This is a genomic window from Gammaproteobacteria bacterium, from assembly GCA_029881255.1.
Classification (GTDB): Bacteria; Pseudomonadota; Gammaproteobacteria; order S012-40; family S012-40; genus JAOUMY01.
Window position 1 is genome coordinate 171,768 of the sequence record JAOUMY010000005.1, and the last position, 24,350, is coordinate 196,117.

Genomic DNA, 24,350 nt, shown 5'->3' on the forward strand with positions numbered 1-24,350 from the left:
TGTGCTATACCGCTTCCAAAATTTGCAATTGGGATTGAATGCTGCCACATTGGTGCGCTTTCATGACTCATTTCCACGCCATGCAAAGGAGGCCCTATGGAGTATCGCAAACTCGGTCGCACTGACCTAAAAGTCAGCCTGATTGGTCTGGGCACTATGACCTGGGGACGACAAAATACACAGGAGCAAGGATTCGAACAAATGGACTATGCCTTGGAGCAAGGCATTAATTTTTTCGACACCGCCGAGATGTATGCTATTCCTCCCGCGCCGAATACTTATGGTACGACTGAAACCATTATTGGCAACTGGTTTGTCGCGCGGAAAAACCGCGACAAGGTAATACTCGCAAGCAAGATTACCGGTCCTGGACTAAGCTGGATACGTAACGGCGATGTGATCAACCGCAAGAATCTACAACTCGCGCTTGAGGACAGTCTCAAGCGTTTGCAAACCGATTACATCGATCTCTATCAATTACATTGGCCTAATCGCGGCTCATATCACTTTGGCAGAACCTGGAATTACGGCCCACGCTTTGACGTGGATGAGCAACGGGAAAATTTTCTGGAAGTACTGCAAACCTTGCAGGACATGCAAAACGCTGGAAAGATTCGCCACTTCGGTTTATCAAACGAAACCGCATGGGGAATGATGTCGTGGTTGCGCGTAGCCGAACAACACGGTCTTCCACGAGCGGTATCCATACAGAACGAATTCTCACTTTTATGTCGCCACTTCGAACCGGACTTGAGCGAGATATCCCTCAACGAAGATTGCGGCTTATTGGCCTGGTCGCCTTTGTGTCGCGGCATGATTAGCGGTAAATATCTCAATGGCGCCATGCCCGAAGGTTCGCGTTTTTCGATTGAGACACGCCCAGAACATCGTATCCATCCTCTGACCGACTCCGCTATTAGTGAATACATCGAAGTCGCCAGGCGTCACCAGTTAGATGTTACGCAAATGGCGATTGCCTTTGTCAACTCCAGACCGTTTGTGACATCAACACTGATTGGCGCGACCACAATGGAACAGCTTAAAAGCAATATCGAGGCGATTAGTCTCCGGTTATCTGACGAAGTCCAACGCGATATTGAGACCGTTCGACGTAAACACCCAATGCCTTTTTAAGAGACAAGACTATGTATACAACGATAGTTGAAGCAGAGGTATTAGCAAGTCATTTGGACAATCCCGAATGGGTAATCATTGATTGTCGCTACGATCTCGGTAATGTTGAGGCCGGACGCCAAGCATATAATGTTGATCACATACCCAATGCCCACTACGCCCACCTCGATGAAGATTTATCATCGCCGATAGGCCCGACCACCGGGCGACATCCACTACCCGATCCTGAATTACTGGCGACACGCTTTAGTGCGTGGGGTATTACTAACGATGTGCAAGTAATCGTGTATGACGGCGGTCCAGGTGCATTCGCCGCACGCTTATGGTGGTTGTTGAAATGGACGGGACACGACAAGGTTGCCTTGCTCAACGGCGGATATGCGGCCTGGCAAACGTCGGGATATCCTTGCAACGCTGAAACACCACAGACATCCTCGACCACATTCACGCTCAAGCTCAATCCGGATTTATTAGTCTACGCAGACCTGGTTGATCAAGTCAGACTGGATGAAAATTTTTGCATCGTCGATGCGCGTGCACCAGAACGCTTCCGCGGCGATATCGAACCCCTGGATAAGGTCGCCGGTCACATCACCGGCGCAAAAAATTCATCATGGGAAAACAATATAAACAACACTCGTCGTTTTAAATCAGAAAGCGAACTGCGACAACTTTTTTCACAGACTATCGGCGATGTCAGACCCGATCATGTGATACACAGTTGCGGCTCTGGTGTGACAGCATGCCACAACGTATTGGCCATGGAAATTGCCGGACTCGCTGGCTCAAAACTCTATGCGGGATCATGGAGTGAATGGATTACCGTACCGGGAAGAGCCATCTCAAAAGGGAACGATTAGTTAACAGTCTTCACGTCCCGCAAAACGTCATCGTCACCTCTTCATCGGCCGACGGTGGCTGCATATAGTCGTCCATTCCCGGCTGATAAACAAACGGCTGTTGTAATACCTCGTGCAAGGCGTGAAATGGTCCGAAGTCACCATGATCTTCTGCGGCGCGTATTACTGCCTCGACCTGGTGATTGCGTGGGATATAAACCGGGTTTACCGACTGCATCTGCTGTTGTCGTTGTTCATCACTTTGCGATTCACGTTTTAACCGGTCGCGCCAGTCACGCAACCATTGATCTATCGCCAGTGTATTCTTAAACAGGCTACGCAATAATTCATCATTATCATCGGCGTGCGAATTGAGTTTGGATAAATGGTAAAACACCAGCGTGAAATCTGCCTGGTTATCGGCCATGACATCAAACAATGTCTCCAGCAAAGCCTTGTCTGCCGCGTCATCGCCAACTGCACATATGCCGCACTTTGTCCGAACACCAGTCAGCCATGCCTGTTCATAAGCCGGTTCGTATTGCTTTAATATACTTGTCGCTTTCTGCACGCCGACATCAGTGTCGTCGTCAAACAAAGGCAATAGTGATTCGGCCAGACGTGTCAGGTTCCACAAACCGATAGAGGGTTGTTGATTGTACGCATAACGCCCCAGCCTATCGATAGAACTAAACACCTTGGCATGACCGTAGGCGTCCATAAACGCGCAAGGTCCGTAGTCGATGGTTTCACCGGCAACCGACATATTATCGGTATTCATCACACCATGAATAAATCCAACCTGCATCCACTGTGCAATGAGTTTGGCTTGACGCATCACTGCGGCTTCAAAAAATGCAAGATACGGATTCTCGTGTGCTTCCAACTCAGGATAGTTTCGTTCGATCACATAATCGGCGAGTTTTTGTATTGCCTCGATATCTTGTTGCATGGCGAAATACTGAAAACTGCCGACGCGTATAAAACTCGACGCAATTCGTGTAATGACCGCGCCGGGTAAATACTCCTCACGCACCACTTTTTCACCTGTGCTTACCGCCGCCATTGCGCGCGTGGTAGGAATACTCAATTTGTACATCGCCTCGCTCAGCAAATATTCCCGCAAAACAGGACCGAGTGCAGCGCGCCCATCACCGTTACGCGAATAAGGTGTACGCCCGGAGCCTTTTAATTGCACATCGACAAATCCGCCTTTCTTCAGCTCCAGTTCGCCAAGATACATGGCACGGCCGTCGCCGAGTTGTGGATTGAAATGACCGAATTGATGACCCGCATAAACCATGGCCAATGGCGTACAACTTTCAGGCAATTGATTACCGGAAAATATCGCTGCCAGTTTTTGATCATCCAGGTCTTCAAAACTATCGACAAACTCTTTGGCGAAGCTGTGATTAAATTTGATCAGACCGGGGCTGGCTACCGGTTCCGGCGGCATTTGATGATAAAAACCCTCACCGAGCGCAAGGTAGCGATTATGAAAGACCATATTGAAAAACAACTATTGAAACGAAACAGGTCTTATTTTACCGGGAAAGCTGGCACAGTGAACACATAAAAATAAATTTGCTCACCGCGCCATATGTATTAGTCGTGAACCTCAACCCGCACGAGTTCGTATTCCAGCGTTGGATCTGATCGACCGCCAAAGAAAGGCGGTGGCGCCACATCGAAACGCGCATTGATGACATAGATTGCATCACCAAAACCTGCGGCGGTTGTGGGTATACGAAAATCTGCGTGGGTGATAACTTGCGTCGCGTCGGGCAATTCGCCTTTACCTGTTAACGGAATGCGATACAAAAACAGCGCGAATGAATCGGTAAAATACACCGCATATGGACGCAAAAAATGTAAATTGGTAACGATTACACGCCACGCAATAACATCAAAGCAAGGTTTGATGTCGCCTGCGCCTGAGCCTGCATTGCGGTTCCTGCGCGTGACACAATCATTTGTCGAGTCAGTTCAGCTGTTTCGGCGGCATAGTCCGCGTCGACAATGCGTGAACGTGAAGAAGAAAGGTTTTCAGTCAGGGTTTCACTACTGCGTATCGCAGACTCCACGCGGTTCATTTGCGCTCCAAGGCGGGCGCGTTGGAACGCCACTACATCGATTGCGCCGTCTAGTTTGCTAATCGCCAATGAAGGATCGGTCACCAAATCGATATCAGAAACATTCAGCGCTTCTGCCGTGGCCGAACCTAATCCTATCAACAAGGTTTCTCCCGCGTTTGCGCCTAATTGAAACATAACAGAGGTAACAAATCCGGTAGAAATTTCTCGCGCGGGGCTAAACGGGAATTTCACATTGAAGCCAGTCGGATTCAAATCCAACTCATCCACGTCGGGTACGACACCGGAGTTTGTGGTGTCGCGATACGACATGCCTTCAGCATCGGCCCCGCCAATTGCACCCGTGTCATCATTGCTTAACATCGCTTCCGTAACGGCACCGGAACCTATCGTATTGGCTTCGGCATCATCTATAACGTCATCTAAGGACAAGTATGCCGTTCCCGCAGCGGTGTTTATTGCCGTCAATAGATTTCCCGACGACTTGTACAGATCAAACACTTGACCGATGCCGGAAGCCGTTGGAGAACCATCGGTATAACCACCTGCCAGTTCGTGTATGTAGCGTACGGTTAAATATGCCGCAGCATATTCCTCGCTCGAACTACCCCATGCCGTTTTTAAATCGACTAATCCATATGTCGCAGCCACCCCGCCATGACCTGACACACGTTCATCGGCACCGTGTATAAATTCCGCCGTACCCTCCAGGAACCATTCAGGGAGTCCGGTCGAGTCCACATAATTTGCAGTAACGGCATGCACCATTTCGTGCGCAATAATGCGATCGTAGGCCAGACCACCGGCAGTCGTGCCACCATCACCGGGAAATTCCACATCGGTAAAATCCGCCATATCAATCTGCATCGTCAGCGTGGTCGCGTTTGCAACCGCGGGATAACCAACCTGCGCGAGGATATTCCCAACACCATCGGTAAAACTGTCGAGGTCTATCGTTAATGTCGCCCCACCCGGTGTTTGCATACCGAAATAGGTCGCAATCATATCTTCTGATTCATTCAACCATGCACTAGCCAAACCTTGTACGGTTTTTTCTTTGTCGGTACTACCACCGGCGGAATAGCGCGATCCATCATCAAGAATCTTGACGCCGTTGTAATTGGCGTCTTTGGCCATGCGTGTCATTTCCGCCGAAAGCTGGTTGATTTCTTGTTGCAGCGAACGCCTTTCTGAAACGCCAATGACTGCGGTATTCGCCGCCTGCACAGCCAATTCACGCATGCGTTGCAACATATTGGAGACTTCCTGCAAACCACCCTCGGCGGTTTGCAACATGGCAACCGCGTCCGAGGCATTGCGTCGACCGACGTTATACCCGCGTATTTGTGCGGTAAAGCGTTCGGATATCGCCAAGCCTGCCGCATCGTCCTTGGCGCTGTTCACCCGTTGCCCGGAAGATAATCGTTGGAGCGTAGTCGCTAGGCCGCTGGCGCTACGATTGTAGGCACGGTTAGTGTTCAGCGCGGCTATATTAGTGTAAATCTTCACTATTTCTCCAAAGCTCAATAACAGGGGAAATCCCCGGATTGAGGTATATGGAAAATAACGACACGTCAATATTTTGACTTTAATTTTTTTGATCAATTTTCTTTTTTATATGGCTGTTAAATATAGCTTTTGTCAGGATTCTCTATTGTAGACCTCCGGTTCTGCTACTTCCCCTCCCTGGCTCGGTTCAACAACCCAGACCACCCGTCGGTGTGTCGCAACACACAGCGTTTTGTGTGTAATCACACACTTCGGCACCTGCCCTCACCCATATCTTATTGTTTTTACTAGATTTAGCAGTTGGCTCATTGCCTGCAACACGCCTATTTACAACAGCAATCAGAGAAACTGAACGTGCGTGGTTTTATTTTGTTAATCGGTCTGTGTACGACGGCGGGATGCGTCAACGTCAAAGCGTGGGAAAGAGCATATCTGGCAGACCCGATCATGATGGAAACCGACGCACGGGAGCACCGCGCTTTCGACATGCATATGCATCGAGCCTTGGCACAGGGTCTGATCGGCGGCAGTGTCGCCGGTGGTGGCTGCGGTTGCGAGCAATAACCAATAATCGAAATTGAAAAGGTAGACCGAAATGAAAAAGCGTCAGCAAAAAACTGTTTTGCTTCTGTCCATGCTTGCCGCACTAAGTGGCGGCTGCTTTCATGCGCAAGACGATGAACACGTCATGGCGAAAGCCAAATACCATGTTTACGCTGTAGACCACAGTGGCTACATCAATATTTATGGCGACGATGGCGAAGTCTATGTAGGACACCTAGCATCTATACAACCGAAGAATGCTAACAACGAAGCTCTCGGCCTGGGCGAAGTACATTTCAACAAAGGCAAGGCCTTTGTCATCGTGCAATCGAATATGACCGACAGTAGCGGCACCGTCGTTGGTGGCGGCGTTATCGTCGTTGACGTTGCAACGCAAAAAGTGGAACACACTATTCCATTTGCATCGAATGAAACAGCAAACATCACACGCCTGGTCCACTCCTACCCGGATCCTAATGGAAACTATCTATGGATTAATAATGATGGACCGTCCGGCAATGCGGATGCAGATTCAGTATTCCGTTTTAACTGGAATCTGGATGACGCCGATGACACTGACGGCGACAAATACCTCGACGTCACCGAGATTGCAACAGGTAACGGACACAAGAAAGGCGCCTTCGCCTTTAACGACAGCAACATCGCAAACAGCGTCACCGTACCGTTGATGTTTGCTTCACATAATCTCAGCGATCAGTCAGTTTCTTTGATCAACAATGATCCGGAAAGCCAGGATTTTCTGAACGTCACAACGATAGACTTTGGACCCTATGTCAATGGCGATACCAGTTTGAGTAATACGCCGCACGGCCTTGAGTATTCACCGCTAAGCGGCAAATTTTATATCGGTATTACACCTGGCCAGGACATGGGAGTCGCGGTTATTGACGCCAATAATCTGCCCGCGGATATGGCAGCCGTGCGCGCGGGCAGTATTATGGCTGGTAGCGATGTTAGCGCCAATCAGGTACCGGCAGGTGGTTACATCCACACCTCTATGGATCACAAGTTCCTGTACATGGTCGGTAAGAAAGATGGAAAAGGCTATCTATCTGTCATCGACGCCACCAATGATACTGTTGTTGATGTCATCGACTATGGCAATGTCTCTGCCAGCAGCTTTGTTTTCGCCCACGGCGAAATGGATCACGGAGACACGACTATGCACATTAATAAGGTGTATGTCGGCGCATCTGTTGTAACAACTAACGGCGCTGTCGATACTACCTGGGCACAAAATGTTATCAAGGTAATTGAGATTGATCCGGCGACGGGTGGGCAAAAGGCCGGCACCGAAGTCAAATCGATCACTACCGATATCGGGAATGGTACGGCTCATCGCAACGGTAAGGGCACTCCTGATGGAATGCATGTTTATATGCCTAACGGCGGCGGAAATTGCGAAGACCACGCGACGATGGACGCAGACTGTTCGACAATTTCCGTTATCGAAACCATGGGTGACAAGGTAATTACCAAGATCAAGACGCAAGGGCATATGCCGGGTTCTATGGGTATCGTCGATGTCTCTGATCTTACGCTGATGTTTACCGTGGGCGACCACGATCAAACAGCTCACACGCATTGATCGGATGGGAGCGCTGGCAACAGCGCTCCCCCTCTTCTATGCCTATACTCGCCCGACTATTTTCGCTGACATTTGCGATTGTAAGCGGTTTTGCGCTGTCGCCAGCAAAAGCAGAAAACGAAATCGATGTCTTCGTCGCACACTATCAGGACAATACCGGGCTAAGCGTCTTCTCTCCCGTGATCAGTTGGCTGCATGAGCTATCTGATGCATTTTCGGTTAATGGTCGTTTTAACTACGAAACGTTTAACAAAACTGCGTCAAATAATGGCTCAGCCATGGACGCAATTTCCGGCGCAACAACAGTTGTTGGTGGTAGTGGCAGCGGCTTTAGCGAGACACGCATTGAACCCTCCGCTGGTATTGCATATAAACGAGGCAGCTGGAACACCAACGTAAATACCTCAATGAGCAATGAATCGCATTTTCAGTCGCGAAGTATTGCTGCTGGCATCGAACGAGAAACATTTCAACGCAACCTGACGCTTTCCATAAACTATGCCTATACCGCGGACCAGGTCGAAGTAAACAGCGCCTCACAGGGCGTGAGTACCCAACAAAAACAAACCCAGTCAATTTTGCTGGGCGCAACACAATTGCTAGGCCCGAAAGATTTGCTGTCAGTTGGTTTTGGATATGCAAACATTAGCGGATACCAGAGTGGTCCGTTGCGGAAGATTTCGATTGATGAAAATTTAAGTGGCAGTATTGTTTCCTATATTTATGATGAGTCCCACCCAACGCTGCGCAACCGTGCACTTCTCTACCTGCAATACAAGTCCTACTTTCAGACACGTACCGCTTTAGTGGTAAATACTTCTGTCTACCGTGATGACTGGGGGATTAATGCATTCGCGATAGAAAGTCGGCTCGCGCAATACATTATCGATACCTGGCGTATTGCCTGGCGCTATCGCTTTTACTATCAGGATGCCGCCGATTTTTATCGCCCGCTCTATACCCAGGAACAAGATTTAATGACAGCCGATGCGCGATTGCGTCGCTTCAATACCCACTTGACCGGAATTTCAGCAACCTGGTCTCCTGCCAAATTCAATAACGACTGGTCTATTCGCGCCAGCCTGGATTACTATTTGGAAAATGATGGTTTCACCAACGCTATAATTCTTTCTTTACATACTGGTATCAGGTTTTAAACGCCAAAGTAGCCCAATATTTAAACAATCTGTTACATTCTCTATATTACTTTTTCCTAAGGCATGGCCGATAAAATACTGTCTAGCCGATCACAGTTGTCAATTTATGTCTGCCTTGGAATACGACAATACGCCTATCCCACTTGCCGATTCCCGCAAAAATATTCTATTTTTCGAAACAGACAAACTCACCCGTAAACTAGCGGAAAAAATGTTAGAAGAATTCGGCTATAGCATAGATTCGATATCTGACCCGGATTCTCCAATACTTAGCAACATCCACCATCATGCCGTCATCATTGGCAGTATCCCTCACGGGGTGACCTGTAGCGCTCTTGTTCAACGAATTCGAGGAAAATACGCCAGTTGGCAATTGCCGATACTGGTTCTATCTGAAGACCAAACAACCAAAGAAGTCAGTAACTGCCTGGAGGCTGGCGCTACGGATTTTCTGTTAAAACCCATAAAGTGGCCACTATTGCAAACGCGCCTGGCCATGGCCTTTAAGTCGACCGATTTCTACGCTGAACTTCACACCAAAGAAGTGCGTCTGAGAAAGGCACAATCCATGGCCAGAATTGGCTATTGGCGCATGAAAGACGACCCGAGCAATGTGTCATTCTCCGAAGAGTTTTGCAATATTCTCGATATCCCGAAAAACTCGATTTCAACCTATCAGGATCTCTTCGGCATTGTTCATCCTGATGATCAGGAACGCTTTATGGCCGAAATTCAAATGGCTTTTATAAAGCGCAAGTCATTTAGTTTTTCTCATCGCATACGCATGCCTAACGGACAGGAGTTCTTTGTTTCTCAGATTGGTGAATTCTCCGAAGCGTCAGAAGGCGGCGGCGAGGAAACCCAAGAGTTTTTCGTTACCATGCGCGACGAAACAGAAATGAAATTTACGCGCGAAAAGCTCTATCGAGAAAAGTATTTCGATACGGTAACCGGACTGCCAAATCGCACCAGCTTTCTGGAAAATGTTGAAGAGGCGATAGCGTCGTCCATCAGCAAGGAAGTCATGTTGACATGCTTCTTTATGGGGCTGGATGGTTTCAAATCCGTCAATGATGCCCTCGGGCCGGAGGGGAGTGACAAATTACTCAAAATCGTTGGTCAACGTGTCAGCACGACCAGTGACAAGGTTGTTTCCATGTCCCGCTATGGAAACGATATATTTTCTTTCATCAGCGACAGCTTTTGCACGGTACTTGAAGCAGAGGAATATGCAGCCAGCTTGTTGGCACTGGTGAACGAAACGGTCGAACTGGACAATCACACGTTAAACATAAAAGCGAGTATTGGCATCTCCTTTTTCCCTATGGATGGACATGATGCCAACAGCCTGATCGCCGCAGCCGATACTGCCATGCATGCGGTCAAGGAACTTGGTGGAAACGACTTTCTTATTCATACCGGAAAAATGCTGCAGAATGCCAAAAAGAAATTGAAAATCGAGTCAGAACTTAAACTGGCGATTGAAAATGGCGAGCTCGAATTATACTACCAACCTCAAGTCCATATACTTACCCACACCATTTCCGGGATGGAAGCCTTAATTCGTTGGAATCATCCACAACGCGGCATGATACCGCCATTTGAGTTTATTGACATTGCGGAACAAAGCGGGCTGATTATTCCCATGGGCGATTGGATAGTCGAAACTGCGTGTTACCAGGCGAAGAAGTTTGAGGAATATGGACTGAGCAATTTTCGCGTTGGCATAAACTTGTCAGCGAAACAATTTAACGAACCTGGATTCTACAAGAAGATTGAATACCTCGTTTCCCGTTCCGGCATCCGAGCCGAAAATATCGAATTTGAAGTCACCGAAAGCTCTGCGATGTCAGACGTCGAAAGAGCAATCAATATTTTACATGCGATCAGAGAAATGGGGGCACATACATCAATGGATGATTTTGGCACCGGTTTTTCTTCTCTCGCAAGTTTGCAATTATTACCATTAGACACGTTAAAAATTGACCGCGCTTTCGTCAAGGACATCGGTTTTCGCAACAATGCTGGCGCAATAGCGAAAGCTATTATCACCATGGCTAGAGGACTAGGCATGAATACTATCGCCGAAGGCGTGGAAACAGAAGCACAACTGGCTTTTATGCGTGAATATCAATGCGACATCATCCAGGGGTTTTATTACAGCAAACCCCTGGCGAAACTCGATTTCATCAAATACATCCAGAAATTTAACGGCCCGCTCGACTCAACCGACCTGCAAAAATCATAAATCAACATCACTACCGAAAAAATCTTGTTGTCGTGATCAAAACACACTATCTATCCAACACCCGATAATCTATAGTGTGCGCCCGCGTACATATTCGGAAAAGCGTAGGAGTGGTTTTGTTTGCAAAAAATGACTGACCCCGTTCCTTGTGGGCAGAACCACTTCTACCTTATACAAACATCAGTGCTCCATGCGAGTTTCCTGTTCTTTACGCATATCTGCCTTTTCTTCCATCATGGCCAGCCACGCCAGAAACGCGAGCAACACACCACAGGAAAGCGCGTTTACCACCGCCAGTTGCACATGTGCATAATCAAACACCCACGGTGATAAGACTAGACACACCGCCGTTAATTCTGTGCCCCATTCATCCAAGGGTTTTTGCGTAGATAGTCCCAGCACTGAAAACATGATGGCTACCGAACCCAATAACATGGCAGTGACACTCGCAGAAATTTCATTCAAAAAGCCAAGCGCAAAAGGCGATAGCACCAGCCAGCTTGCGATACCCAGTTCTAGAAAATCCTGCCAACCCGTTATCTTCCGGCCAAACATTTTCATGATGCACCTCCGTGCGAATTCACAACTGTGCTTACGCTAGTCCTTTTTACGGTGGCGTTCAGTGACTAAGTTACTTTTACAATGGATCCGCTTTACGCGCTCTTTAAACGCGATTGACGCACCATCCATACAGCAAGCAATGGCGCAAGCAAGCCAATCAGGCTGGCAACGATTAACAACCAACCGAGTTCACTATAATCTGCCGGTGTTTGTACCTCGCCGGTGGCACGATCGCGAATTTCACGGGACACGCTAAAAATCTGATTCAAATATTTTGTACCGAGATTGCTTAGGGATAGTGCAAGATTGGTAAACGAGGCCATAACCGCAAAAAAAGTTGCCTTGAGATGAGACGGAGCAGAATTCGCTATCCAGGCCAACATGGGAATCATTGCCACCTGCCCCAGCGGCGACTCTACCGCAGTGTTGATGACAGCGATAAAACGCGCATCGACAACACCGCCTGTCACCGAAGCCGTCCATTCGTGCAGTCCGTAATACATGGCAATATTTGGCAAGGCGAGCACGGTTGATATCAGTGTGAGGAACACCATGATATAGGCAATACTTCTTTCCGCCATAAAGCGTCGGAATATAAACATCCCTAATAAGGTAAGCGTGCTACTGATGAGCGAGAGTACGGAAAAAAACTGCTGATCGAATTTGAGGACGTCGATACTCCACCAACTGCCACCCGGCCCAATACTGGGCGTCGCGCGAAAGATAAAAATGATTATCGCCGTACCTAACAACACCCGTCGCGCGTCTTCGTCTAACACTTTCATCAGACGCCACATCAGGAAACTGACGATTGAAAACGATCCAAGAAAAATGACTTCCTGATTAAATTCAAAATCACTCAATCCCAGTGTCAGCGTAAACACGACAAACACCAGACTACCGCCGAGTATCCACCAATTAGGTTCCGGTTTTTCGCCTTGGGTATGTATTACTCCCCAGGCATCGATGTGATTCATGCCGTTATTACGCAGCGCACGGTATTGACGCAGCTTTAACCAGCCACCAAAGATGACGCCGCTAACAGAAATTACCGGTATCACCAGTGCCATCAGATATATGTCGATATAAGTCGCGATCTTTGTCGCCTCGTCCATAGACTCGACGCCGCCAAACATATACACATTAAGCAGTGAAACAAAAATGCCGCCACCGATAATCGCCACACGTCCCAATGTTTGCATCGTGGTATGCATAAGACGCTTGGTTGCCGCGTCGACAGGCGCGCCTTTATCATCCACATTGGGCACAGCCTCAACTGTCATAGCGTCTGCGACCACGTCCTGCACTACGAAGCCTACGGGTGCTAACAACTCCGAAATGACAAACCAGGCCTCGACCGACATCACCTCGGCCATCGCTGTTGGGTCGGCCAACAAGCCGATCATGATTAGCAGACTAGCGGCGATTAAACCTGCGCCGAGGTAAACAAGTATAAATTTGTAGCGCCAGATTAGATCGACGAGATGCCCTAGAGGCATTTTCAAGGCCCAGGGTATTCCGATCCAAAAACCCAGAGCCGCCAGAAATTCTGCAGACAGCCCCAGATAGTCTTTAACGAAAAAGGCGCCAACAATGCCGGTCAATCCCGAAACACCTGCGGCGAGATAAACCATCAACGGCGGCAGATAGGTCCAACGAAACTCACGACCCAGTTCCAGGATGGTACGGTCAAACCAGCGTGCGAAATTTGCAATCATATTTGTTTCCCGATATCGGCTCCGTCCAGCTTATGAGAGAATCATGCCGTTTACAAGCTACTGGATTTAAAACAGTTTTATCCCTGCCCTCACCCTTGATTACACCTATTCTCCCGCCAGTGCTTCGCCTTATCGATAAGAAACAGCATTACGGCCATTTATTTAACTATTATTGATAAAAACTAGCTTTATTGGCCTGTTTACAGGCCGTTAAATACACTATACTTCGCATAGCGACGACGCAAGACAATATACTTTTTTTCGACTATTATTTGATTTATTGGCAATTAACAGACCTTTTTATGGCTATTACCAATTTCTACTCCATGACAGACAAGGCTATCGCGCACATGCTCGGCCAGCGTTTTCGCGACCTGCGCCTGCGACGCAACATTACACAGCAGCAACTGGCAGAGACCACGGCGCTTTCACTGAATGTCATCAAGGCCCTGGAACAGGGAAAAGGCAAACTGACAACCGTGATTGCCGTTTTGCGCGAATTGCAGGCATTGGATGAATTGGAAAATCTACTCCCTGAAACTCAGATCAGCCCTTTGCAGTTGGCGCGTTTGCAAGGCAAACAACGCCAACGCGCGCGCGGCTCGCGCGGACAAACAACTGAAGGTGATGACTCATGGTAAACCGCGTCGAAACTGCTTTGATCAAACTGTGGGGGGAAACCGTCGGCGCAATTTCCTGGCTGGATGCTCGCGCCGTTGGTGTTTTTGAATTTGAGCCCCGTTTCCTGAATAAGGGATGGGATATCGCGCCCTTACAAATGCCTATCGAGCAGGCACGCGGTGGCGACAGAATTTTTTCTTTTCCAGCCTTAAACCATGACACTTTTCTCGGCCTGCCAGGCCTGCTTGCGGATACGCTGCCGGACAAATTCGGCAACAACATCATTGACGCCTGGCTGGCGCGACAGGGCCGGGATATTGCCAGCTTTAGCCCCGTAGAGCGATTGTGCTACACCGGTAAACGCGGCATGGGCGCGCTGGAATTTGAACCAGCGAATATGGATCGTTTTGACCAGTCAGTGCCCGTTGAAATCTCGGCCCTGGTATCACTTGCGCAGAAAGTAATGGAAGAACGTCTGCATTTAGAAACCAACATAGGTAAAGCCGAGTCTCCCAGCAGTGACGCTATCCTGGACATATTGCGCGTAGGAACCTCAGCCGGTGGCGCGCGCCCCAAAGCCGTTATCGCGATGAATGCCGCGGGCAATATTGTGTCAGGCCAGACACGAGCGCCTGAAGGATACGAACACTGGATACTCAAATTTGACGGCGTTACCGATCTTGAATTGGGTAAACCCATGGAGTTTGGTCGCATCGAATACGCCTACTACAAAATGGCCTGTGCGGCAGGGATCCATATGAGTGAATCTCGCCTGTTGGAAGAAGGTGGACGCGCTCATTTTCTGACTAAGCGCTTCGATCGTACGGGAGGTGAAAAAATCCATCTGCAATCATTGTGTGGTATCGCCCACTATGACTACAACCAGGCCGGGGCCTATAGCTATGAACAGGCGTTTATGATTATGCGTCGTTTGCGTCTCAGCAAAGCCGACGCCATCCAGCAATTCCGTCGTATGGTGTTTAATGTGGTGACACGCAACCAGGACGATCACACCAAGAATATCGCCTTTCTTATGAACCGGCAGGGAAAATGGTCGCTGTCCCCAGCGTTTGATATCACTTATTCACACAACCCGGCAGGCAAATGGACGCAACAACACCAGATGACAATTAATGGTAAACGTGACGCTTTTAAGATGGAAGATTTGATTACTGTCGGCGACGCGATTAGCCTGCCTAAACCCCGCGAGATCGTTGATGAAATCATCGACTGCGTATCCCGCTGGCCGGAATTTGCCTCGCAAGCAGGTATTAGCGATAGTGTGCAACAGCAAATTTCACAAAACCTACGTATTCAACTCGCGTGATCTTCGCTATGGGCCAAAATGTTTTTGACTTTCTGTAACAGCGTTTTCGAGTTAAAAGGCTTTTCCAGACGATCGCAATACCACTCATTTTCCGCATCTTCCTTGCCTGATACATCCGCATAACCACTCACGATTTGTATTTTCATTTGTGGATACCTTTGCTTGGCCTCGCTAGCCAGTTTGTACCCATTCATACCAGGCATAATGACATCACTAATCATCAAATCGAAACTTTGTTCTTGTAGTACTTCTAAAGCCTGTTGCCCATTCTTGGCACACACGACCTTATAACCCGAGGCGGTGAGTATTTGTTTTTGCAACTCACGCAAGGCATCTTCATCGTCAACCACCAATATCGAGGCATGCCCTGATAAATCATAACTAATCGCGGGTGCCGTCGATACGGAAACTGCATCTTCAATTTGCTGTCGTGGAAAATAAATCGTGATAACCGTACCTCTTCCAGGCGCGGAATCGACAAAGATATTCCCCTTCGAGCGTACGACAAAACCATAAACCTGGCTCATGCCAAGCCCGGTCCCCTTGTCACCTTTAGTGGAGAAGAAAGGTTCGAATATATGCTGCAAGGTATGGCTATCCATGCCCTCACCCGTATCACGTATTGTCAACACAACGTATTCACCAGCGTCTATCCCCACGCTAGCGGCTTCTTCATCGAGCACTTCTAAGTTACGTGTCGACAGGGTTAGCACTCCGGACTCGACGATGGCGTGCATGGAATTAATACACATATTCAGAATGGCATCTTCCAATTCATCCCTATCCAATTGAACCAGCCAGATATCTTTTTCAAGATCCAGTTGGAGTTGTATGCGCGCCGTCAGCGTTTTTTCCAGCAGATGTCTCTCGCTAGTCACAATATCATTGATGGATTCAATCGTAGGGTTTGAAGTCTCCTTGCGTGAAAACGTCAGCAACTTGGAGGTTAATTTTCGCGCACGCTCCGAGGCATTGAGAATCTCGTTGATATACATTTCGTATTTATCACCCGACCCCTTCAATACCACCCGTAAGAGATCGGCAAAGCCCATGATCACGCCCAGCATATTGTTAAAATCGTGGGCAATTCCACCGGTCAGCTTACCCAATGCATCCATTTTCTGACTGCGCCTCAACTGCTCGTCCCGACGCACCTGTTCGGTTATATCCTGTATCGTTCCGATCGTCTCAATCGGCACTCCATCGCGGTAAAAATTTTCTCCATGTACATGGATTACTTTTATCACACCGTCTTCCGTAATAATCCTGTGCACAAAATCAAACGGTTTTTGTAGCTCCAGGGACGCGCGAAACAATGCTCTGGCTTTAGCAACCTCCTCTTCCGGCATTACCCGCTCAATAGCCTCTACAGATGGCTCAATCTCGTCCTGCTTATAACCAAAAATACTGTATGCCTCTTCTGACCAGCTCATCTTCCTGCTGACATTATCCAATGTCCAGTCGCCCACCTTGGCGATACGTTGCGCATTATTTAACTGCCGGGTACGCAGCATTAAATCATACTCGCGTGCTTCGATAGTCTGAACCATATCGTTCAATGCCTTGCCCAGCAGAGACACCTCATCGTCGGCGCGACTCACGGGAAATACGGGATAGTTTTGCTGATTTTTACTGACTGTTTCGACTAAAGAACGCAAAGGACGCGAAATTAACCGGTTTAACCAAAAAATACCAAACGATATCGCCAACACGGCAGTAACCAAAAACGACATCACCAAATAGAAACGCGTTTGATTCAATGCGCTGACCAGATTGGTTCTTGGTAAGCTGACAACCAGAAAACTATCGCCGTTTTCCAGCGTCCAGCGAAATCCCTGTATATAGTATTTCTCACCGATATACGGCAGGACATTTTCTATTGCCCGCAACGAAAAAGACGGCGCTGTACGTTCAAACTGTTCAGATATTGGCAAGTCACCCCTGCCGTTTAGCGTCGTGCCATCAGGTAACACCGCCGACACCAACGCACTGGTGTCATCAAAAATGCTAGCGAAAAATCGTTCATCATACAGTTTCGAAACGCGTAAATAGCCGACAATTTCCTCACTACGATTGGGGCCGGCACGAATCACCAATTTGTCGTATCTGGCAACAATTCCCAGTTCATGCGCAAAAAATTCCAAGCCATGGCGATAATTCTCAGCCAGGTGAAAACCAAGAGGTTTGCGCTCAGTCAGGACAAGTTGCTTTGGCAACTCCCCTTGAACCCATTCGTCTCCGACACCCTGTTTTATAAAATAAACTGGACGGCCCTGATCATAGGACGAAATCCCCGACATCCGCCCTCTACTGCCATCAATCGCAAAAGCAATAATATCTCCGGCGTCATCATAGAATATTGCCTGGTCTGTTTCCGTTAAAATAATCTGATCTAACAGAAAACCAGCCACGCGCTTCTTTTCATTATCGAATATCAACGGTTCGTAGTTTTGCTTATCCTGATAACGTTTAATCAGATTCCCCAAAGCGATTATTTTCGTATCGATAGAAATGTTTTCACTTTGGGAAAAAATATCACTTTCGATATGGGATAGTCGCCGTTGAAAACTACTAATAATATAGGCGAGCTCATCTTCAGCATTCTTGTCATATAAATCAGTCACTGTTCTGTCGATCACCGCTCCCACCACCAGGAGCGTAATCAGGATCAGTGCGAAGGTATATACAATTAGTTTATTGCGGATTTTCATATGAATTGATTTTTAACACAGAATCCCTGTCAATTTACCACTTAATTTTCGATGTAATAGACAAAACCTACTAAAACTCTCAGAACTTAGAGTATCACTATTTACGCAACGTGTTATATAGTTTAATTCGGTCTACAATTACAATGTTTACTGGCGTTGCGATGACATTAGAAATGAGCTCGAAAATATTTCTCTATCTTATTTTGCTTGCCCTACTGCCTGTTTCATTTGCGGCATCGGCAACTACGCAAGCTTCATTTACGCTTGGTTTCCCAGAAGACAATATGTCAAACGATTGGCGCGCTGCACAAATGAAGGAGATACTGGAAGAGCTTAAAAAACATCCTCAAATAGAGTTCTTTATGGCGGACGCGGGTGGCAGCATTGCCAAAAACATTCTCGACATGGAGGATATGGCGAGTAAAGGCGTCAATGTAATGTTTCTAGGTCCAAAGAATCCCAAGGCAGTGGAGCCGGTAATTTCACGACTACGTGAACAAGGCGTACGCATTATTTTGTTAACAAGAAAAATTGAAAGTGATAACTACGATGTTTACATCAGCCCGGACGATTTTGATATCGCCAGTCGCGCGGCGCACTATCTCGGTGAGCGATTGAAAGGAAAGGGACGAATACTCATGTTGGAAGGCGTTCGCACAACCACGACAGCGGCCAATCGAAAGCAGGGATTTCTTGCGGGATTGAAATCCTATCCAAACATCAAGCTCATATCCGAAACCGGCAATTATTCACGCGCAGAAGCGGCGGCCGTTGTCGAGAACTTACTCGCGAAAGGAGAGAAATTTGATGCCATATATGCGCATAACGATGCCATGGCATCCGGCGCCAGAATCGTGCTGAAACAAAATAATATTTCTCCCGCATCCATCCCAACCATCAGTATTGATTTCATTCCTGAAACCAAACAGGCAATTCTCAATGGCGAACAGTCCGCCAGTTTTACATATCCCACTTGCGGAAAAATCGGTATACAGGCGGCAATTGACCTCGTACAGGGAAAGAAAGTACCGAAGTACATAAAAGTGCCTTCCCAGTTGATTACGCGTGAAAACGTAGAATCCGTTGCCACGGTATACTAGCGGAAAAATGGAAAAGCATAGACTTACACAAAAAAGGTACCGACTTTTCTACGCATTACTCATCTCATTTTTTTGCAGCAGCACTGTACTTGCTACTCAAAGTGGTTTCGCCTATCACGGTTATTTTCGCAGTAGCATGGGTATTTCTCAGGATGCAAAATCACAGTCGAAATTTCAGCTGCCAGGGGCACGGGCAAAATACCGACTGGGAAACGAACCAGACACCAATATGGAACTTCAACTGGATTATGTGTATGCACTGAGTCAATCTGAAAAAAATGGCGCAAACATCAAAAGCGTCATTATGCTCGATGGCTATGCTACCCAAGGCGAGAGCAATGGTTTTGCTCTGGGTCATCTGGCCCAGGCATATTTTAGCTTCAATCAATTCACCTCGAATGCAACGAGCTTGTGGATGGGGCGACGCTATTACCAACGTAAGTCCGTACACATCATGAATCACTTTTGGTTAAACCCTGGACAGAATTCTCACGCAGGCATAGGTGTCGAAAACTTCAAAACAGGCCCAGGCAAACTGGATATCGCTCTCTTCCGCAATGAAGACAACGTCGATGCTAATGCGTCAAATGTCGTTAACTCCACCGTAGCAGATTTTCGTTGGCACAGTCTCACACTTAGTGACCCGCTAAAGCTTACGCTATGGGCACAAGCAGCACTAAGAGGCGCAGTGCCTGTATTGAGCTATGAAAATAAAACGGGGTATGCCTTTGGATATTGGCTCGATTATAAAACGGACAAACTCAAAAACACTTTGATGACTCTGTTTCAACAGGGCGCCACCATTACGCAGTCCGGCACCAATCCTAGAGCGGTTCGCGAGGATCTAGGCTGGAATCTGGACTCAGCGAACATTGTCGAAGTGAATAATCAACTCACGCTGGAAGCTTCACCCTATTACGCTTTTCAGTTTTCATTATTGTATCGGCGCGATGATCGTGGCACAGCGGGCAATAATTTGTTGACCTGGTTTAGCAGCGGTATCCGACCATTGTTTTATCTTTCTCAACATCTGAATCTGGCCCTGGAGACCGGCCTTGACTACGTTAAAGACGAGGTCAATCAACGCAGTGGCGGCCTGGGAAAATTCACTGCAGCATTGCAGATCGCGGCAGATCGCGGTTTCAAGAGCCGGCCAGTATTACGAATGTTTGTCACACTGGCGCAGTGGAGTGAAAGTTTTCGCGGTCTGGTAGGAAACATTCCGGGCAATTCCGCATACGCAAACAGCACACGCGGTTGGACTGTGGGTAGCCAGGTCGAATCATGGTGGTAATCGCCTGCTCAACTCAATTTGTCGAGCGACACCATCTCATTTCACTAGGCGTTTAGTCGCTATTTTGCAACTCCCGCAAGAAATCCAGAACGGCTTGTTTTACTTTCTCCGTATTATTTGGCGCAAGTATATCACCCGCCAACACATGGGATTTTCCACTACCCGCTGATGGCATTTGAATCACTTTTTTATACCCTTCTCCCTTCCCCAGGGCGTATCTTTCTATCTTTGATACATTCAACACCCCATCACTGGGTGAATAGAGTAATAACAAGGGTTGCTTCACTTTATCAATAGCAGAGCGTCGCGCCAGTTTAATCAAACCCATCATGGACAACATCGCCACGCTGGGAAATTCGCAACTCCAGTAGCGTGCCTGCAACGCGTTCTGTGGTTCATATCGAAAGTGTTTGCCAACCAATAGATAGAGTATCAGTTTCCCCCATGGTAGTAACAACAGTTCCGAAGAGCGTTGGTAGAGCCCAAAATTGGGTGAGAGGAATATCAGACGGTGTATGCCCGAACCGTGATGCAAGGCCAACCAGTAGCCCAATGTTGCGCCGGTGGAATTAGCTACGATAATAATCTTTTTGCCCAGACACCGACCAATCACCAGGGCCTCTACACCGTCCTGCAATAAACGGTTGACTGACATTTCACGCATGGCTTCGGCATCTCGTCCGTGACCGGACAAACGCGCATAAAACAGATTGGCGCCGATAGATTCGGCAAGCTCATCACACAAAGGTGCGACTTCCTGACGCGTGGCAGAAAATCCATGCAAGTAAACTACGCAAAATTCCGTCTGCTGCTTCTGTTCAGGGTCGGCCCACACGATCTTTTTTTCGCATCCAGGGCGTAAATTCGCCACCAGAGCTTCGCTGTCATTGATGTAGCTCTCCACATCGTCGGGGATAGTGGGTGTGGATACATCGGTATCTATACGAATCCGTGGGCCTAAGGCAAACAGACACAACAACGCTATTGAGATTAGCAAGATGCTAGACATAACCATATACGACAACAGAAAGCGTCAACCATACCGCAAAGGTACACGCGCGCAAAGCCCACACACATAAAAAAACGAGGGCGAACCCTCGTTTTTTTATCAGACCGGATTTTCGATTAGCGGCGACCCATTCCCCGCGCACCCATCATCATTCTAACGCCGTTGCTGTTTACGCCCAGGTTATTGACACTCAGTGTTTGGTTTACGCTGTTAACACTGTTTACGTTATTGCCAAACATCCCCATCATGCCAACACTTCTTACTGCGTTTGCCGTGTTATTTGCGTTAACCGTATTATTAGCTAACGCGCCGGTGCCACCTCGCATGCCCATCATGCCCATCATGCCCGCAGAAGCCGACATGGATACTGACAGACCCAACACCGCTACCATCATAGCAACTGATTTAACGTTCATCATTCTCTCTCCCCAAGATTCTATTAACTGGTTTAATAATCAGACTGTGTTTTTATACAGCTCTTGTTAAATATTTAGAGGAGATACACACAAAGAAGTTCAAATTGATTGACAATTTAAAAGAAAAAAAGTAAACGCAAATAAGACTCAATTACACGCAAAAAAAAGCGGAGCCCTTTTCAGGGTTCCGCTTTTATCACAAAAGAAAAACAAAAGTTACGGAAAATTCTAGGCGGGTGTAATAGACGTAGTCGCTGAGCCCAATATCGATAAGCCCGTGATGTTGTAGTAACTCACTGTTGCTGCCGACGCCGTTGCAGGCATGCTAAGAATAACATCGTAACGCTCTCCCGGGCCAACCAGCAAGGTTGTAGTCATCATCGGCGCTACCAACGGCCGGCCATCCGAAGAGACGACTTCGAACAGTTGATTGCCAAGGTTTACCATTGCCGGCAGATATCCGGGGTTAACCAGACGTAACAACACACGCTCCCCGGCAGCGGCAGTCAGCACTGTCGCGGGGTCGGTCAACAGATTGGCTCCGTCTTTGCCATTGATCATGAAATAATTGGGGTGATATCTGGCAGTAAGCGAAGAGCTTTGCGTCTGACTATGCCAAGTGGTGTCCATGGTGTGAAGATGCCAGACATATTCTTTGCTAAACGTGGGCCCGCCAGTCCACACGGTATTGCGACTACCATCGGCTGGACGTACGATTATCGTACCCCACATCCCCATTTCCATGTGCAACACCGTATCGACATGACAGTGATACATATAGGTTCCGGCGAAACGCGGGGTGAAATTATAGGTAAAAGGTGAAGCCCGTGCGGCATCGTTTTGTATTGTTGGGGGCAACATGTTTGGTGGAATAGGCCCACCCATCATGGTGCCGACCACGTAAAACGAAGTGGAAGGCACGCCATCATTGGCGGTATCCACATCCAGTCCATGCAGGTGTATGGTGTGCGCCATCATAGTCGAGAGTGTCAAAGCCATCGGCGCGCCCTCAAGACACTCCACGACCGGTCCCGGCATCAGACGATCGCCATTAAACCCTGCGCCGCCACTGGCAAATGACCATGCCGGTACTACAGCACCATCAGACAAGGTGATACCGCCGGTCATCATATCGGATACAGTCAGCGTTGCCGCCGATGGCCCAATACTGCTAAACGCACTACCTAACTGCGCCGGATTTTGCGGAGCCACTGCTCCTGTTCCGGGCGCCGCAGGCGCTCCCGCCGGTGGCGCGGCAGGTGGCGTTGTTGGCGGTGTCGCACCTGGCGGCATACATCCACAACGCGGATCGAGGACTTGTTCCTGTCCGTTACGAGTATGGGGCATGGTTTCAGAGCAGGCACTAATTAAACCTGACAGTAATCCAAATCCACCAAGCAACTTGCGACGATCAGTATTCAACTCTTCTTGTTCGTTGATGTCCTGCATACAGACTCCTAGGCCGCATTCATAATGATTAAACCACCACCCGCATAAACGCCATTATTGGTGACGCCTGGCAGGTAGTGAGTATGCAAGGGATACAAACCTGGCTGATTGACATTTAGTATGGCTTCGACGGTTTCGCCGGGCTGTACCATTACCGTATCTTTGTCTCGTACAAGTGGTTCCGGTGCCGCGCCACGGGTAATCACACTGACATGATAGCCGTGGAAGTGCATCGGATAATAAATTAGGCCGGTATTGATCAGACGAAAGGCGACGTTCTCTCCCATCGCCATTTGAAGCTCAACCTTGGACACGTCTCGGATATAGACACGCCCGTTTACAAAAAAGAAATTGGGCTCGTAATTCTGGATATTATAACTGCCGCCTGTGGCGATTGCGGCGTTAAGACGGCTATCCACCTCGCCAAGTATCAAGGTGTGGTCGCGATTATAAGCGACGCCACCCTGGAGATTCATACTGCCATCGGCGGGCATGACTACCAATCCACCGGCCAGGCCCATCGCGCTACCAACATAACCATTCTGGCCGTCGCGAAAAACATAACTGCCCGGCGTCGTCGGTGCGGTAAAGGTATAGGTAATGTTTGCGCCCGGCGCGCATGGGGGCGCGTTGTCGATAAGGCCAGGGATGACCAGATTTATGTCTACCGCCAAAGCGTTAGTAACATTGATAACAACCGTATCGCCGGCCAGTACTCGCAGTACAGTAGACAGCGGCGGCCCAGGGTTGGTGATATCCACCCACTGCCACATAGGTATAGTCACCGGCGGATTGAGGCCCGATAACTGGTAATCAACAGGTGATGCGAGCAGATTGAACTCGGCGGTGGCGGCTTCGGCACGGCGAGAAAAACCGGCCGTCATACCCGCAAAACTGACGAAGGCCGCTGCCGAGACGCCTGCCTTTATAAACAGACGACGATCCATATTCTATGTTCCCCACGAAATGCTGGTGTTTTATGTTTATTGAGTAGAGTTTGGGGAGTTATTGT

At 48.2% G+C, this 24,350-nt stretch carries 20 protein-coding genes; 10 read left to right on the plus strand and 10 right to left on the minus strand.

Annotated elements, in window-relative coordinates:
• The first annotated feature begins 96 nt into the window (after nt 1-96).
• Together OEZ43_11820 and OEZ43_11825 are read left to right on the plus strand one after the other, a co-directional pair.
• Nucleotides 97-1,134, plus strand: coding sequence for an aldo/keto reductase (locus tag OEZ43_11820; protein ID MDH5546271.1), 1,038 nt, complete (start codon nt 97-99; stop codon nt 1,132-1,134).
• An 11-nt stretch (nt 1,135-1,145) separates the two neighbouring features.
• Complete coding sequence (locus tag OEZ43_11825; protein MDH5546272.1) at nt 1,146-1,994, plus strand: sulfurtransferase; 849 nt, start codon at nt 1,146-1,148, stop codon at nt 1,992-1,994.
• A 10-nt stretch (nt 1,995-2,004) separates the two neighbouring features.
• Here OEZ43_11825 and OEZ43_11830 read toward each other — a convergent pair whose 3' ends face one another.
• The 3 genes from OEZ43_11830 to OEZ43_11840 form a co-directional block, all read right to left on the minus strand.
• Nucleotides 2,005-3,480, minus strand: a complete 1,476-nt coding sequence (locus OEZ43_11830) for a YdiU family protein (GenBank protein ID MDH5546273.1) — start codon at nt 3,478-3,480, stop codon at nt 2,005-2,007.
• 98 nt (nt 3,481-3,578) lie between these two features.
• Nucleotides 3,579-3,824 (minus strand): hypothetical protein, encoded by a 246-nt coding sequence (locus OEZ43_11835; protein ID MDH5546274.1) that lies wholly within the window; start codon nt 3,822-3,824, stop codon nt 3,579-3,581.
• A gap of 35 nt (nt 3,825-3,859) precedes the next feature.
• On the minus strand, nt 3,860-5,575 hold the full coding sequence (locus OEZ43_11840) for a flagellinolysin (protein ID MDH5546275.1): 1,716 nt from the start codon (nt 5,573-5,575) through the stop codon (nt 3,860-3,862).
• Between the two features lie 354 nt (nt 5,576-5,929).
• Between OEZ43_11840 and OEZ43_11845 the strand changes: the two genes are divergently transcribed.
• The 4 genes from OEZ43_11845 to OEZ43_11860 all read left to right on the plus strand — a co-directional run bounded on the left by OEZ43_11845 (nt 5,930) and on the right by OEZ43_11860 (nt 11,132).
• Nucleotides 5,930-6,139, plus strand: coding sequence for a DUF4266 domain-containing protein (locus tag OEZ43_11845; GenBank protein ID MDH5546276.1), 210 nt, complete (start codon nt 5,930-5,932; stop codon nt 6,137-6,139).
• A 31-nt stretch (nt 6,140-6,170) separates the two neighbouring features.
• Nucleotides 6,171-7,727, plus strand: coding sequence for a hypothetical protein (locus tag OEZ43_11850; GenBank protein ID MDH5546277.1), 1,557 nt, complete (start codon nt 6,171-6,173; stop codon nt 7,725-7,727).
• Nucleotides 7,728-7,765: 38 nt separating this feature from the next.
• Nucleotides 7,766-8,884, plus strand: coding sequence for a DUF3570 domain-containing protein (locus OEZ43_11855; GenBank protein ID MDH5546278.1), 1,119 nt, complete (start codon nt 7,766-7,768; stop codon nt 8,882-8,884).
• A gap of 106 nt (nt 8,885-8,990) precedes the next feature.
• Complete coding sequence (locus OEZ43_11860; GenBank protein MDH5546279.1) at nt 8,991-11,132, plus strand: EAL domain-containing protein; 2,142 nt, start codon at nt 8,991-8,993, stop codon at nt 11,130-11,132.
• 180 nt (nt 11,133-11,312) lie between these two features.
• On the opposite strand, the gene OEZ43_11865 is transcribed toward OEZ43_11860, so the two are convergent.
• A complete protein-coding gene (locus tag OEZ43_11865) occupies nt 11,313-11,693 on the minus strand; it encodes an SPW repeat protein (GenBank protein ID MDH5546280.1) in 381 nt (126 codons plus the stop codon).
• A gap of 92 nt (nt 11,694-11,785) precedes the next feature.
• The gene (locus tag OEZ43_11870) at nt 11,786-13,411 is read right to left on the minus strand and encodes a hypothetical protein (GenBank protein ID MDH5546281.1); all 1,626 of its coding nucleotides are present in this window, start codon (nt 13,409-13,411) and stop codon (nt 11,786-11,788) included.
• A gap of 302 nt (nt 13,412-13,713) precedes the next feature.
• Here OEZ43_11870 and OEZ43_11875 point away from each other — a divergent pair, with 302 nt between their 5' ends.
• Nucleotides 13,714-14,052 carry a helix-turn-helix domain-containing protein gene (locus OEZ43_11875; GenBank protein ID MDH5546282.1) on the plus strand — a complete coding sequence of 113 codons (339 nt, stop codon included), beginning with the start codon at nt 13,714-13,716 and terminating at the stop codon, nt 14,050-14,052.
• Nucleotides 14,046-15,359: a type II toxin-antitoxin system HipA family toxin gene (locus OEZ43_11880; protein ID MDH5546283.1), complete on the plus strand. Its 1,314-nt coding sequence runs from the start codon at nt 14,046-14,048 to the stop codon at nt 15,357-15,359. Before OEZ43_11875 ends, OEZ43_11880 begins: the two co-directional genes overlap by 7 nt.
• Here OEZ43_11880 and OEZ43_11885 read toward each other — a convergent pair.
• On the minus strand, nt 15,347-18,070 hold the full coding sequence (locus OEZ43_11885) for a response regulator (GenBank protein MDH5546284.1): 2,724 nt from the start codon (nt 18,068-18,070) through the stop codon (nt 15,347-15,349). The two genes, OEZ43_11880 and OEZ43_11885, sit on opposite strands and share 13 nt — an antisense overlap.
• 173 nt (nt 18,071-18,243) lie before the next feature.
• Here OEZ43_11885 and OEZ43_11890 point away from each other — a divergent pair, with 173 nt between their 5' ends.
• Nucleotides 18,244-19,170: a substrate-binding domain-containing protein gene (locus OEZ43_11890; protein ID MDH5546285.1), complete on the plus strand. Its 927-nt coding sequence runs from the start codon at nt 18,244-18,246 to the stop codon at nt 19,168-19,170.
• Nucleotides 19,171-19,177: 7 nt separating this feature from the next.
• Nucleotides 19,178-20,464: a carbohydrate porin gene (locus OEZ43_11895; GenBank protein MDH5546286.1), complete on the plus strand. Its 1,287-nt coding sequence runs from the start codon at nt 19,178-19,180 to the stop codon at nt 20,462-20,464.
• Between the two features lie 52 nt (nt 20,465-20,516).
• Here OEZ43_11895 and OEZ43_11900 read toward each other — a convergent pair whose 3' ends face one another.
• From OEZ43_11900 to OEZ43_11915, 4 genes are all read right to left on the minus strand, one after another.
• Nucleotides 20,517-21,473 carry an alpha/beta hydrolase gene (locus tag OEZ43_11900; GenBank protein ID MDH5546287.1) on the minus strand — a complete coding sequence of 319 codons (957 nt, stop codon included), beginning with the start codon at nt 21,471-21,473 and terminating at the stop codon, nt 20,517-20,519.
• A 116-nt stretch (nt 21,474-21,589) separates the two neighbouring features.
• Nucleotides 21,590-21,892 carry a hypothetical protein gene (locus OEZ43_11905; GenBank protein MDH5546288.1) on the minus strand — a complete coding sequence of 101 codons (303 nt, stop codon included), beginning with the start codon at nt 21,890-21,892 and terminating at the stop codon, nt 21,590-21,592.
• A 225-nt stretch (nt 21,893-22,117) separates the two neighbouring features.
• Nucleotides 22,118-23,338, minus strand: a complete 1,221-nt coding sequence (locus OEZ43_11910) for a multicopper oxidase domain-containing protein (GenBank protein ID MDH5546289.1) — start codon at nt 23,336-23,338, stop codon at nt 22,118-22,120.
• Between the two features lie 8 nt (nt 23,339-23,346).
• Nucleotides 23,347-24,285: a multicopper oxidase domain-containing protein gene (locus OEZ43_11915; GenBank protein ID MDH5546290.1), complete on the minus strand. Its 939-nt coding sequence runs from the start codon at nt 24,283-24,285 to the stop codon at nt 23,347-23,349.
• Between the last annotated feature and the right edge of the window lie 65 nt (nt 24,286-24,350).

What these genes read in the sequence shown, in the direction of transcription:
- OEZ43_11865 (MDH5546280.1), bottom strand. Translation starts at nt 11,693, where the DNA reads ATGAAAATGTTTGGCCGGAAGATAACGGGTTGGCAGGATTTTCTAGAA.
- OEZ43_11875 (MDH5546282.1), top strand. Translation starts at nt 13,714, where the DNA reads ATGGCTATTACCAATTTCTACTCCATGACAGACAAGGCTATCGCGCAC.
- OEZ43_11850 (MDH5546277.1), top strand. Translation starts at nt 6,171, where the DNA reads ATGAAAAAGCGTCAGCAAAAAACTGTTTTGCTTCTGTCCATGCTTGCC.
- OEZ43_11905 (MDH5546288.1), bottom strand. Translation starts at nt 21,892, where the DNA reads ATGATGAACGTTAAATCAGTTGCTATGATGGTAGCGGTGTTGGGTCTG.
- OEZ43_11915 (MDH5546290.1), bottom strand. Translation starts at nt 24,285, where the DNA reads ATGGATCGTCGTCTGTTTATAAAGGCAGGCGTCTCGGCAGCGGCCTTC.
- OEZ43_11870 (MDH5546281.1), bottom strand. Translation starts at nt 13,411, where the DNA reads ATGATTGCAAATTTCGCACGCTGGTTTGACCGTACCATCCTGGAACTG.
- OEZ43_11820 (MDH5546271.1), top strand. Translation starts at nt 97, where the DNA reads ATGGAGTATCGCAAACTCGGTCGCACTGACCTAAAAGTCAGCCTGATT.
- OEZ43_11885 (MDH5546284.1), bottom strand. Translation starts at nt 18,070, where the DNA reads ATGAAAATCCGCAATAAACTAATTGTATATACCTTCGCACTGATCCTG.
- OEZ43_11860 (MDH5546279.1), top strand. Translation starts at nt 8,991, where the DNA reads ATGTCTGCCTTGGAATACGACAATACGCCTATCCCACTTGCCGATTCC.
- OEZ43_11855 (MDH5546278.1), top strand. Translation starts at nt 7,766, where the DNA reads ATGCCTATACTCGCCCGACTATTTTCGCTGACATTTGCGATTGTAAGC.
- OEZ43_11825 (MDH5546272.1), top strand. Translation starts at nt 1,146, where the DNA reads ATGTATACAACGATAGTTGAAGCAGAGGTATTAGCAAGTCATTTGGAC.
- OEZ43_11880 (MDH5546283.1), top strand. Translation starts at nt 14,046, where the DNA reads ATGGTAAACCGCGTCGAAACTGCTTTGATCAAACTGTGGGGGGAAACC.
- OEZ43_11890 (MDH5546285.1), top strand. Translation starts at nt 18,244, where the DNA reads ATGAGCTCGAAAATATTTCTCTATCTTATTTTGCTTGCCCTACTGCCT.
- OEZ43_11910 (MDH5546289.1), bottom strand. Translation starts at nt 23,338, where the DNA reads ATGCAGGACATCAACGAACAAGAAGAGTTGAATACTGATCGTCGCAAG.
- OEZ43_11895 (MDH5546286.1), top strand. Translation starts at nt 19,178, where the DNA reads ATGGAAAAGCATAGACTTACACAAAAAAGGTACCGACTTTTCTACGCA.
- OEZ43_11830 (MDH5546273.1), bottom strand. Translation starts at nt 3,480, where the DNA reads ATGGTCTTTCATAATCGCTACCTTGCGCTCGGTGAGGGTTTTTATCAT.
- OEZ43_11900 (MDH5546287.1), bottom strand. Translation starts at nt 21,473, where the DNA reads ATGTCTAGCATCTTGCTAATCTCAATAGCGTTGTTGTGTCTGTTTGCC.